13 protein-coding genes and 1 tRNA gene are annotated in these 11,941 nt (G+C 59.1%); 13 read left to right on the top strand and 1 reads right to left on the bottom strand.

Features of this window, described 5'->3' with window-relative positions; translation table 11 throughout:
- Positions 1–17: 17 nt before the first annotated feature.
- From aroC to ABYV89_RS01755, 11 genes are all read left to right on the top strand, one after another.
- Complete coding sequence (gene aroC / locus ABYV89_RS01805) at positions 18–1,178, top strand: chorismate synthase (protein WP_432821206.1); 1,161 nt, start codon at positions 18–20, stop codon at positions 1,176–1,178.
- Positions 1,179–1,217: 39 nt separating this feature from the next.
- Positions 1,218–2,318, top strand: coding sequence for a 3-dehydroquinate synthase (gene aroB / locus ABYV89_RS01800; protein ID WP_432821226.1), 1,101 nt, complete (start codon positions 1,218–1,220; stop codon positions 2,316–2,318).
- Complete coding sequence (locus ABYV89_RS01795; protein ID WP_432821205.1) at positions 2,318–3,193, top strand: tetratricopeptide repeat protein; 876 nt, start codon at positions 2,318–2,320, stop codon at positions 3,191–3,193. Before aroB ends, ABYV89_RS01795 begins: the two co-directional genes overlap by 1 nt.
- Positions 3,183–3,542 (top strand): roadblock/LC7 domain-containing protein, encoded by a 360-nt coding sequence (locus ABYV89_RS01790; RefSeq protein ID WP_432821204.1) that lies wholly within the window; start codon positions 3,183–3,185, stop codon positions 3,540–3,542. The genes ABYV89_RS01795 and ABYV89_RS01790 overlap by 11 nt, the downstream gene beginning before the upstream one ends.
- Before the next feature lie 8 nt (positions 3,543–3,550).
- Positions 3,551–3,991 (top strand): type II 3-dehydroquinate dehydratase, encoded by a 441-nt coding sequence (gene aroQ, locus ABYV89_RS01785; RefSeq protein WP_432821225.1) that lies wholly within the window; start codon positions 3,551–3,553, stop codon positions 3,989–3,991.
- Positions 3,992–4,013: 22 nt separating this feature from the next.
- The gene (locus tag ABYV89_RS01780; protein WP_432821203.1) at positions 4,014–5,087 is read left to right on the top strand and encodes a M24 family metallopeptidase; all 1,074 of its coding nucleotides are present in this window, start codon (positions 4,014–4,016) and stop codon (positions 5,085–5,087) included.
- Positions 5,088–5,158: 71 nt separating this feature from the next.
- On the top strand, positions 5,159–5,641 hold the full coding sequence (gene accB, locus ABYV89_RS01775; protein ID WP_432821202.1) for an acetyl-CoA carboxylase biotin carboxyl carrier protein: 483 nt from the start codon (positions 5,159–5,161) through the stop codon (positions 5,639–5,641).
- 92 nt (positions 5,642–5,733) lie between these two features.
- Positions 5,734–7,071 carry an acetyl-CoA carboxylase biotin carboxylase subunit gene (accC, locus tag ABYV89_RS01770; protein ID WP_432821201.1) on the top strand — a complete coding sequence of 446 codons (1,338 nt, stop codon included), beginning with the start codon at positions 5,734–5,736 and terminating at the stop codon, positions 7,069–7,071.
- Between the two features lie 79 nt (positions 7,072–7,150).
- Positions 7,151–8,002: a lipoate--protein ligase family protein gene (locus ABYV89_RS01765; protein WP_432821200.1), complete on the top strand. Its 852-nt coding sequence runs from the start codon at positions 7,151–7,153 to the stop codon at positions 8,000–8,002.
- 75 nt (positions 8,003–8,077) lie between these two features.
- Positions 8,078–9,580: a TolC family protein gene (locus tag ABYV89_RS01760; RefSeq protein ID WP_432821199.1), complete on the top strand. Its 1,503-nt coding sequence runs from the start codon at positions 8,078–8,080 to the stop codon at positions 9,578–9,580.
- Positions 9,577–10,395 (top strand): menaquinone biosynthetic enzyme MqnA/MqnD family protein, encoded by an 819-nt coding sequence (locus tag ABYV89_RS01755; protein WP_432821198.1) that lies wholly within the window; start codon positions 9,577–9,579, stop codon positions 10,393–10,395. Before ABYV89_RS01760 ends, ABYV89_RS01755 begins: the two co-directional genes overlap by 4 nt.
- Positions 10,396–10,414: 19 nt before the next feature.
- Here the strand turns inward: ABYV89_RS01755 and ABYV89_RS01750 are convergent, their stop codons facing one another.
- Positions 10,415–10,855: an NUDIX domain-containing protein gene (locus tag ABYV89_RS01750; protein WP_432821197.1), complete on the bottom strand. Its 441-nt coding sequence runs from the start codon at positions 10,853–10,855 to the stop codon at positions 10,415–10,417.
- Between the two features lie 92 nt (positions 10,856–10,947).
- Here ABYV89_RS01750 and ABYV89_RS01745 point away from each other — a divergent pair.
- A tRNA-Leu gene (locus tag ABYV89_RS01745) sits at positions 10,948–11,034 on the top strand.
- 327 nt (positions 11,035–11,361) lie between these two features.
- The coding region (locus ABYV89_RS01740) for a transglycosylase domain-containing protein (RefSeq protein WP_432821196.1) at positions 11,362–11,941 on the top strand (580 nt) is incomplete at its 3' end.

Below are 11,941 nucleotides of genomic sequence, written 5' to 3'. Positions count from 1 at the left end.
TGTCGCAGGTAAATGACATGAAACTGAGATACCTTACTGCTGGAGAATCTCACGGCCCGGCCCTGACCGCGATTGTCGAAGGGCTCCCTTCCAATATCGAAATCTCTGCGGATGACATCAATCGCCATCTGGCCCGGCGGCAGCTCGGCTATGGCCGCGGCGGGCGGATGAAGATTGAAAAGGACCAGGTGCAGTTCCTTTCCGGTGTGCGCTGGGGCAAGACCTTGGGATCCCCGGTGACCCTGTCGATTCATAACCGGGACTGGGAAAACTGGGACAAGAAAATGTCCCCCCGCGCCGAGGATCGGGTCGAGGGGATCGCGGTCGTTCATCCGCGGCCTGGCCATGCCGACCTGAGCGGGATGATCAAGTATCACCATGACGATGCCCGCAACATCCTTGAGCGCTCCAGCGCCAGGGAGACCGCGGTTCGGGTCGCCGTCGGGGCGCTCTGCATTAAATTTCTTCGCGACCTCGATATCGAGATCATGGGCTATGTCTCTGAGATTGCCGGGATCGCCGCCAGCGGGGACGATGTCGACTTTCGCGAACGCTTTGCCCGGAGCGAGCAGTCTGCCTGTCGCACCTTTGATGCCGGTGCCGAAAAACGCATGATCGAGGCGATCGACCAGGCCAAGCAGGCCGGGGATTCCCTTGGCGGCGTCGTTGAAGTCGTGGTGCTCGGCGCGCCTGCCGGGATTGGCAGTTACGTGCACTGGGACCGCCGCCTTGATGGACGTCTCGCCGGTGCCGTGATGAGCATACAGGCTTTCAAGGGCGTCGAAGTCGGTGCCGGTTTCGACGCCGCCCGCCGGCCGGGATCACAGGTTCATGACGAGATCGCTTATGCTGATGGCGCGTTCTTCCGCAAGTCGAACCGGGCCGGCGGCCTCGAAGGGGGGATGACCAACGGCGAGGCTATTGTGATCCGCGGCGCGATGAAACCGATTCCGACCCTGTACACACCGCTCGAAACGGTTGATATGCAGAACAAGGCCCCTTTCAAGGCGACTGTCGAGCGTTCCGACGTCTGTGCGGTGCCTGCCGCCGCGGTCGTTGCCGAGGCGGTGGTGGCGATCACGCTGGCCGAGGCAGTTCTCGAAAAGTTCGGTGGTGATTCGATGGAAGACATCAGGGAAAGCCTCGAGCGATATAATAGCTACGTTCGCTCCGTTTGATTTGAATCGGTACGTCAGTAGATTTGGAGAGAATAGATGATGGAACGGCTTGATGTCGGCCTGGGCGACAGGAGTTACCCGATCTGGGTCGGCGACGGAATCATGCATCGACTCGGTGAAGCCCTGATCGATGTCAAATTCCCCCGCAGGGTCGCGATTGTCACGAACCCCACGGTCTCCGGCTTTTATCGTCAGCCGGTGCTCGCGGCCCTGGAGTCCTCGGGTTTTCAGGTCTCTTTTATCGAGATTCCCGATGGCGAGCAGTACAAGACCCTGCAGACCCTTGAGCTGATCTACGATGCCCTGATCCGGGGCGGATTCGATCGGTACTGCGGGCTGCTGGCCCTGGGGGGCGGCGTTGTCGGCGATATTACCGGGTTTGCCGCCGCCACGTATCTGCGCGGTGTCCCTTTTGCCCAGGTTCCGACCACGCTCCTTTCCCAGGTGGACAGTTCTGTCGGCGGCAAAACCGCCGTCAATCATCCCCTGGGCAAGAACATGATTGGTGCATTTTACCAGCCCCGCCACGTTCATATCGATGTCGCCACCTTGCGTACGCTGCCCCGTCGTGAGTTCGCCGCCGGCATGGCCGAAGTGATCAAGTACGGCGTCATCAGGGATCGCGAATTCTTCGGCTGGCTAGCCAGCCAGAAAGAGCAACTTCTTGAACTGGCTCCGGATGCCCTGGTGCAGGCGGTAAAGAGGTCTTGCCAAATTAAGGCGAATGTTGTAGAAATTGACGAAAAAGAAAGCTCGTTAAGGGCTATTCTCAATTATGGGCACACCTTCGGTCACGCCGTAGAGACCCTGGCCGGTTACGGCGTTGTCAGCCACGGTGAAGCGGTTGCGATCGGCATGGTGATCGCGGCCGAGCTGTCAGCTCAGCTTGGCTTCGCCTCGGCAGATGATGTCGCTGCCATCCGAACACTGATCACTGCTTTCGGTCTTCCCGCGTCGCCGCCCGCACACTCCCTGGATGATTATCTTGCGGCCATGGGGCGGGACAAGAAAGTCAGGGACGGGATGCTTCGCTTTGTTCTTAATCACGGCATTGGCGACTGTTCGGTTCACGACATTCGCTCGCCTGAAAGCCTTTTTGCACGGATCCTTTCCCAATTTCCTGGAATACAGGTGAAATAATGGCTGATCATTCCGAACAGGGCTCCCTTCTCGGTAAAATCGCAGCATACACCGAACTCCTCGATAAAGATCCATGTTCCACGATCTTCGTCCCTTTGAGCGATGCTTACCGGCAGATGGAGATGCTTGACGAGGCCGTTGATGTCGCGAAGCGGGGGATCATGGAAAATCCCGCGTTTCCTGGGGGGTACGTCGCTTATGGGCGGGCCTTGATTCAGCAGGGCATGATTGACGAGGCGGTCGCCGAATTCGAAAAGGCACTGATTCTCGATCGGAAGAACCTCGCGGCACTCAAGGGGCTGGCTAAGCTCCGAATGGAGCAGGGGGGGCACGATGAAGCCCGCAAGCTCCTCGATCGGGCACACGGCATCAACCCCGATGACGATTCAGTAAATGAAATGCTTTCGGCGCTTGCGAAACAAGCCGCTTTGTCGTCGGTGGTCCCTGCTGCGCCTGAAAGTGCGACCGCTCCTTCTGCTCAAGAAGGGGCGGCGGAAAAAGCCGGCGACCCGATTTCGACGGCAACCATCGCCGAGATTTATATCCGTCAGGGTTTCCCGGAGAAGGCACTCAAGGTTTATCGCGATCTGTTGCGCGCCGACCCGCAAAACGCCGATCTTCGCCAGAAGCTCGTCGCCCTGAAGGAGCGGATTCAGGATTCCGGGTCGGATGCGGCGGGAGTCGAGGCCATCGGGACAGCTGAGGCGGTTATCCCGGGGGCCGCTCAGCATGCGGCAGCACCGGATAATTTAACTGCAGAGACCGTTAGGGCTGAGCCGGCTTCCTCGGTTGAGCCTGTCGGTCGATCCATTGTCGAGGTTTTTGCTGGTTGGCTCGATTCCATCAGCAGGAGGAGGGAGGCGCATGTTCGCTAATATACTTCAGGCTCTTGTCGAGGAGACCGGTGGCGGTATCGGAGCCGTGCTCATGGGGTACGACGGCATTGCCATCGAGCAGTATTTTCAGCCCTGCGACGGGATCGACCTGCAACTGGTTGCCGTTGAGTACTCCAACATCCTGAAAGAAATAAAAAAAGCCGGTGAAATACTCAACACCGGGGCCATGGAAGAGGTCTCCATCCGCACGGAACGTTTTTATGTCGTCGTCCGCATCCTGTCCGATGAGTATTTTGTCGCACTGACCATCGACGCCAACGGAAATTTCGGTAAAGGGCGCTATCTGCTCCTGCGCGAATCCGGCAATCTGAAGGAAGCGCTGGCGTGACCCATCCCCTGAAAACCATACTGGTGCTTAACGGACCCAACCTGAACCTGCTCGGAACCCGCGAACCCGGGATTTACGGCGCCCAGACCCTCGATGACATCAACCGTGACCTGGATAAACAGGGCAGCGCGCTTGGGTTTGCTCTGGAATTTTTCCAGTCCAACCATGAGGGGATGCTGATCGACCGGATTCACCAGGCCCAACGGGATGGAGTGCATGGCATCATCATAAATCCTGGCGGTTTCACCCACACCAGCATTTCCTTGCGCGATGCCCTCTCCGCCGTGGCGATCCCGGTTATCGAAGTTCATCTGTCCAACATTCACGCCCGTGAGGCCTTCCGCCAGCATTCCTACATCGCCCCTGTGGCTGTTGGCCAGATTTGTGGGCTGGGTGCCCTAGGGTACGGCCTGGCGCTGCAGGCATTTTCAGCCAAATTAAAAGAATAATTATTGTACGTAAAATGCCGTTATGGTAAATAAAAGAATCTCTCAGGCAGATGAACTTCTCAAGGCATGCGCGCTGGATGCGTTTGTCTTTTTTCATTTGCCGAATATTCGCTACCTCTCCGGGTTCTCCGGCACCGACGGAGCCCTGGTGGTGGTCCGCGGGGAAGCCGGTTTTCTTACCGATTCGCGCTACACGACGCAGGCCCGGCAGCAGGTGGCGGCAGATACAATTCGCGAATATCGGGTCAAGGTCGACGGGGTCCTCGAGTTTCTCGCTGAGAAAGGCGCTGTCAGAGTCGGATTCGAGGCCGAGACCCTGTCCTTTGCCACCGCCAGTGAACTCAGTGCGAAGGGCTCAGCGTACGAATGGGTTCCGGTGGTTCGCGAAATCAAGTCCCTGCGCTGCCTGAAGGACGAATCCGAAATCGATGCTCTCGAGCGGGCAGCTGCTTTAAATGCTGAATGTTTTGAAGAAATACTGGCCGAGATCCGCCCCGGTGCGCGGGAACGGGATGTCGCCCTGGCCCTGGAATTTGCCCTTAAGCGTCGGGGCGCTGAAGAAAAAGCTTTCGATTTCATTGTCGCCTCCGGTGTTCGCGGGGCGCTGCCTCACGGGGTCGCATCGAGCAAAATCATTGCCGCCGGAGAGTTGGTGACCATCGATTTAGGCTGCCGCTTAAATGGGTATCATTCCGACGAAACCGTTACCCTGGCCGTCGGTGATATTTCTCCCCGGCTTCGTGAACTGCACGATGTCGTCCTTGAGGCGCATGACCGGGCCATCGACAGGGTACGCCCCGGTGCCGCGCTCAGGGATATTGATGCGGCCGCCCGGCAGTTCATAAGCGATCGTGGCTTCGGCGATTATTTCGGCCATGGCACCGGCCATGGTCTTGGCCTTGAAGTACATGAATTTCCGGCTGTTTCTACCCGCTCCGAAGAAGAGGCGCGGGAAGGGATGGTGTTTACAATTGAGCCCGGTATTTATATCCCCGATGTTGGAGGTGTGCGCATCGAGGATACGGTACTGGTGACCGCCGGCGGTTGTCGCCGGCTGACCCGCATCCCCAAGGGATTTCGAACCCTGCCGGTCTGACCGGTTTTCGGTATGCGGTCATCCAGTCCACCGGCAAGGTGGCAAACATAACGTCAGGAGGCAATACACTAATGGATATCAAGGATCTCAAAACGCTGATCAAGATGGTGACGGATACCGACATCACCGAATTTGAAATGGAAAATGCCGACGAAAAGATTGTTATCAAGCGCGGCAAGGAAACCGAATTCGTTCAGGTCGCTGCTCCCCAGCAGTATCTGGCCCAGCCGATGATGGCTGCTCCCCAGATGGCCGCTCCTGCCGCCGCGCCCGCTGCCGCCGCACCTGCAGTCGCTGCTCCGGCTACCGCCAAGGGTGAAACCATTACCTCGCCTATCGTCGGAACCTTCTACCGGGCCCCGTCGCCGGAATCGCCGTCGTACGTTGAAGTCGGCACGGTGGTCGAAAAGGGCCAGATCCTCTGCATCGTCGAAGCGATGAAGCTGATGAACGAGATCGAAGCCGAATTCCGTTGTAAAATTATCGAGATCTGCCACGAAAATGCGCAGCCGGTCGAATATGGCAACGCTCTTTTCATTGTCGAGCGCCTTTAAGAGCGGAGGTCGGTGATTAGTGAATGGTGATTGGTGGTTAAATAACCGTTAACGCCAGGTTCAGACCTCTCAACCAAACATTGGAGTTATCCATGTTTCATAAAATACTCATCGCCAACCGTGGCGAGATCGCCTTGCGCATCATCCGTGCCTGCAAGGAACTCGGCATCAAGACCGTGGCGGTGCATTCGGATGTCGACAGCGAGGCGCTGCATGTAAAGCTGGCCGATGAAAGCATCTGTATCGGCCCGGCTCCGAGCGCCAAAAGTTACCTCAACATGAAGGCGATCATCAGCGCCGCCGAGGTGACCGACGCCGACGCCGTCCATCCCGGCTACGGTTTTCTTTCTGAAAACGCCGAATTTGCCGAGATCTGCGCCAACTGCGGCCTGACCTTCATCGGTCCGACGCCCGAGAACATGCGCCTGATGGGGGACAAGATCAGTGCCCGTCAGACCGTCACCAAGGCCGGCGTGCCGATCCTCCCCGGCACCAAGGAGGGCGTCCATACGACCGACGAGGCCAAGCGGATCGCCGGCGAAATCGGTTATCCCGTGATCATCAAGGCCACCGCCGGCGGCGGCGGTCGCGGCATGAAGATCGTGCATTCTCCGGCATCGCTGCCCAACGCTTTTGCCGCGGCCCGTTCCGAAGCCCAGGCAGGGTTCGGCAATCCCGATGTTTACATCGAGAAGTATTGCGAGCGCCCGCGACACGTCGAGATCCAGATCATGGCCGACAAGCACGGTAATGTCATCCATCTCGGCGAGCGCGACTGTTCGATTCAGCGACGCCATCAGAAACTGATCGAGGAGGCCCCCTGTCCGGTGCTGACTCCCGAACTTCGCCAGAAAATGGGCGACTGCGCGGTGGAGGCGGCCAAATCGGTCGGCTATACCAGCGTCGGAACCATGGAGTTTCTCCTGGATCAGAATGGAGATTTCTATTTCATGGAGATGAATACCCGGGTGCAGGTCGAGCACCCGGTTACCGAGATGATCACCGGTATCGACATCATCAAGGAACAGATCCGCAGCGCCGCCGGTCTGCCGCTGCGCTTCAAGCAGTCCGACGTCAAGATCAACGGCCACTCCATCGAGTGCCGGATCAATGCCGAGCATCCCTTCAAGTTCACCCCTTCACCGGGCAAGATCAACGGCTACCATCCGCCGGGAGGGCTTGGCGTGCGGGTCGACAGCGCGGTTTACGACCAGTACACCGTACTGCCCCACTACGACTCGATGATCGCCAAGCTGATCGTGCATGCCGATACCCGCGAAGAGGCGATCAAGCGCATGGCCCGGGCCCTCGACGAGTACATCATCGAGGGGATCAAGACCACCATCGCCTTTCACCAGAAGATCATGGACAACAAGGACTTTATCGAAGGGAACTTCGATACCGGCTTCCTTGAGCGTCTGGTGCTCTGATCTGCATCATCTGAAGAATACAGCGAAGGCCGGGGATGTCCCGGCCTTCGCTGTTTGTACGGCAAGAAAGCATATGCCTATGGCGAAGACTATCTGGCGCCAGGTCCGAACCGGCCCACTGCCAGGCTCTCTGAACATGGCGCTCGACGAGGCCCTGCTCAATTCGGTGGCTGCCGGCTGTTCGCATCCCGTTTTGCGCCTCTACCGCTGGGACCCGGCGGCGGTCAGCCTCGGCTATTTTCAACGGGGGGGCAGGGTCGTCAACTTGCCGTATTGCCGGGCCGAGGGGATTGACGTGGTTCGCCGGATGACCGGCGGCCGGGCGGTTCTGCATGCCTCCGAGGTGACCTATTCGGTCATTGCCGGCGTGCGCGGCAGCGGCTTCTCCGAGCGGGTGCTCGATAATTATCGTTCCATTTCACTGGCCTTGCAGCTGACCCTTGAGACCCTCGGACTTGACGCGACGTTGGTCTCCGGGCGCAGTGGAGGCCCGGGCAGCGAAACGACGCACAGCGCCTGTTTTACCGCCCCGTCCAGTTACGAACTGCTCTGTGAGGGCTGTAAGATTGCCGGCAGTTCCCAGAAACGCCAGGGGGAGGTTTTTCTTCAGCACGGCTCGCTTCCCGTTGACCTTGATCCGGAAAGGCTCTTTCGCGCCCTCGATACCCTTGGCCGGATCTCGTCAGAAGAAGGGGGCCGGGCGCTGGCGCAGAAGGTCGGCTGGATCAACCGCTGGCTCGATCATCCGGTCACGGTTGAACAGGTCGAAGATTGCCTGATCGCCAGCTTTGCCTCGGTCTTCTCCGCCGAGCTGGTCGAACAGGCTCCGACTGCTGCCGAATGGCGTGATGCCGAAGAGCTGGTACGGCAGCGTTACGGCAACCCCGCCTGGAACCTGCGCGGGATCGCCGCAGCCGGACCCGCCGAATAGCCTTTCCTGCGGCCTTGTCTTTTCCCGCCTCAGGGTGTAGATTAGCTCTTCTTCAATATCAAAACGGGGTATCCAATGATACGATCAATTGCCTTATGGTTGATGTTGGCCCTGCTGGCGCCAGCCTGGTCCGAGGCGGCCGAACGGGTCAATTTAAAGCAGGCCGAACGCTTTGCCCTCGAGCGCAACCTGAACCTGAAGGCGTCGGATTACGACGCCCGCGCCAGTGAAGCCCTGGTGCGCAAGGGGTATGGCATATACGACCCTCGGGCGCTGGCCAGTTTCTCGGAAGGTGAAAGCAGGGATATCAGCAATACGGCAACGACCCTGGCCGAAGTTGAGGTCGAGAGCCGCATTTTCGATGTCTCGCTCAGCCAGCTGCTGCCGACCGGGGCCGAACTGGTCGCCGGTTTTGCCAACGACCGCGCGCGAACAGCGACCAACCCCAGCCCCTTCGTCAATCCCGCCTACCGCAGCGAAGCCAGCCTCAGCCTGGTCCAGCCGCTGCTGCAGGGCTTCGGCCAGACCGTTACCGAACAGCAGATTCTGTTCGCCGTGCAGGACCGGCATGTCGCCGTGCAGGATTTGCGCGCCCAGGCCTTTGCGCTGCTGAGCCAGGTGCGGGACAGTTATTATGATATTCTGCGCTATCGCGACAACCTGAAATATCGTGAGACCTCGGTGGCCCTGGCCGAGAGGATACTGGCGGAAAACCGGTCGCGGGTTAACGCCGGGGTGTTGCCGCCGATCGAGATCCTCGAAGCCGAGGTCGGCCTGACCCAGCGTGAGCGGGAACTGCTCGATGCCCAGCGCGCCTACCAGGATGCCCTCGATCAACTGGCGGTTTTGTTGAACTTTCCGCAGGGAGTCGAGGTGGGTGATGACGAGCTGCTGGCCCATGAACTGCTGGCCGATGAAGATGCCGGTTTCCGGGCCGCACTGAGCAAGCGTCCCGACCTGCAGCAGCGCCAGCGCGAAATCGAAAAGCTCGATATCGAACGTACCGTCAACCGCAACCAACTCCTTCCCGCCGTCGACCTGACTGCCCGCTATGCCCGCAAGGGGTTGGGGGAGGACTACGGCGACGACCTCGACAGCATCGGCAGCGACGATCTGAACAACTGGAACATCGGCCTTTCTCTCAGCTATCCCCTGGGCAACCGCGAGGCCCGCAACGAGCTGCGCAAAACCGAACTGCGCATCAAGGGGCAGCAGGCCCGCCTGCAGCAGTTTCGCGAAGAGGTTCGCAACGAAATCCGGGCCGCGGTGCGCCTGCTCGATGTGAACCGCAAGAAGATCGAAGTGGCCCGCCGCGGGCGGGAACTTTCTGAAGAAAAGCTCCGCACCCTGCTCAAGCGCAAGGAAGTCGGGCTGGCCACCACCCGCGACGTGCTCGAAGGCGAAGATGACCTGGCCCGGGCCCGTACCGACCAGATCGCCTCGCTGGCCGACTACAACCGCTCGGTCACCGAGTACCTGCGGGTCAGCGGGCTGTTGCTCGAAACCGAAGGGGTCACCCTTGTCGGGCTCCCCGACCCTGAAGGGGACGAGCCGCTGCTCGACATGCAGAAGCAATGACGCTCTCGCTCGGCCACATCGCCTACATCAACTGCGCCCCGTTTTTCCACTATCTGCCCAAATGCGGCTTTGCCGGGCGCATTGTCAGCGGCGTCCCCTCGCAACTCAACCGCCTGCTGGCGGAGGGCGTAATCGATGTCAGCCCCTCCTCGTCCTTTGAGTATGCCCGCAACTGGCGGGATTACCTGCTGCTCCCCGAGCTGTCGATCAGTTCCTGTGGCCAGGTCAAGAGCGTCCTGCTCTTCTCGGCTCGCCCCATCGAACAGCTCGAAGGTGCCGAAATCGCCCTCACCGGCGATTCGGCGACCTCCATCAACCTGCTGCAGGTAATATTGAGAGAATTCTACGGTCTGCGCAATTATCGCTGCCAGGTGCCCGCCGGTTCTGTCGAAGCGGTTATCGACAAAGGCGGTAGCGCGCTGCTCATCGGTGATCGGGCGCTCAGGGCGGCGCAGAACAGCCGGGCCAAATTCGTCTATGATCTCGGCGAACTCTGGCTGCAGCATACCGGGCTGCCCTTTGTCTTTGCCCTGTGGATTTTGCGGCGGCAGGCGGCCGCCGATAAGAACGAACTGGTGCGGCAGCTGCAGCGGCAGCTCAACTGTTCCAGGGATATGGCCTTTGGTTCCCTGCAACAGTTGGCGGCCGAAACCCAGGAGCGCAGCTGGATGGGGGAGGCAGGGCTGGTCGATTACTGGAACTGCATGTCTTACGAACTCGGCAGCGCCCATCTCGAAGGGCTGAAAATCTATTTCCAGCTCTGTGTCCGTCATAAACTGCTGGAAGAGATGCCGGAACTGGCTTTTTTCGCCTAACCGGCGACCGGCCGGACAATCAGATGCCGACGCGATCGATGTAGTCTCGCAGGATGTCGGCATGGTCAAAACAAAGCGGGGAGGGCAGGTTGTCGAGAGCAAACAGCCTGGCGCTGGCCGCATCGTCCCCCCCCTCGAGGACCCCTTCGCCCTCGGCGGTAAAGACAAACGAGATGTTGTGCTGGCGGGGGTCCCGCTGCGGGTCTGAATAAGCGCCGAACTGCTTCAGGTTACGTACGGCAAGTCCGGTCTCTTCAAGCGCCTCGCGGGCGGCGGCGGTTTCCAGGCTCTCTCCGTAATCGACAAAACCGCCGGGCAGAGCCCAGCCCATCGGCTCGTTGCGGCGTTCAATCAGCACGATGCTGTTTCCCTGGCGAATGATGATGTCCACCGTCGGAAACGGGTTCCGGTAGGTCTGGATGGTCGCCTGGCACTTGGGGCATTGCAGTGTGTTCGACATGGTATTCTCCTTGATGATGTCACGCTTTTGAATGCAGGGGGCTTTTCCGTTGACACTATAGGGCAAAATCGTCTAAAAATGGCATCTGCTTTGCCCGGGTGGCGGAATTGGCAGACGCAAGGGACTTAAAATCCCTCGGCCGTATGGCTGTACGGGTTCGACCCCCGTCCCGGGCACCACTGAAAAGATAAAGGACTTCGATGGTTTAACCGCTATTGAGGTCCTTTTGTTTTCTCGCTTTGGATGCCCAAACAACAGTCATTTTTTACACAAAATGCATTCATGTTGCAACCCACCTGTTTCGATCTAACATGTTACGATTAACCAAATAACAGCCCTTTCTGTTTTGCAGTTTGATAGAATCCTTTTCCCTTTATAAGTGCACCGGGCCAATGTTATGTTTTTAAGTGTTTCACTGCAGCTCTTTGCCGGTTGAGAGGTTTTGCCGGCTGGCGTGATACGGCTTTTTTTCAATGAACTCATTCTGTCGGAGATCATAAACGACGATGGCCAGGCGCCGTAAAAATAAATGGAAATTATGGACCTTTTCCGCGCTGGCGATACTGCTGCTGTTGGCGGCCGCGGCAGGAACGTTCTATCTCGACCTGGCCGTGCGCGAGCGGTTCGAAGGCAAGCGGTTCGCCCTGCCGGCGCAGGTCTACGCACGGGCGCTTGAACTCTACCAGGGGCAGAGGCTGAGCGCTTCGGAAATGCGGGCGGAGCTGACCCTGCTGGGTTATCGCGAAACCTCAAACGCCGGCGATCCGGGGACCTATCGCTGGCGTGGGGGGAGCCTTGAGCTGGTGACCCGGCCTTTTACCTTTGGCGACGGGCGCCAGGAGGCGATGGGATTGCGGGTGGAGTTTGCCGGCTCTCAGGTCGGCGGCCTGCTCCAGCGTGCCGACGGGCAACCCCTGGCCTTGGCTCGCCTGGATCCGCCCCTGATCGGAGGCATCTATCCCGGCAAGAACGAGGATCGCGTCCTGGTCCAGTTGGACCAGGTCCCGCAGCACGTGATCGATGCGCTGATCGCCGTGGAAGACCGGCGGTTTTATTCCCACCACGGGATCGATCCGCGGGGCATTG

It is taken from the genome of Trichloromonas sp., assembly GCF_041583255.1.
Lineage (GTDB): Bacteria > Desulfobacterota > Desulfuromonadia > Desulfuromonadales > Trichloromonadaceae > Trichloromonas.
The sequence above is the reverse complement of the archived record's forward strand: the minus strand, read 5'-3'. Positions and strand labels throughout refer to the sequence as shown.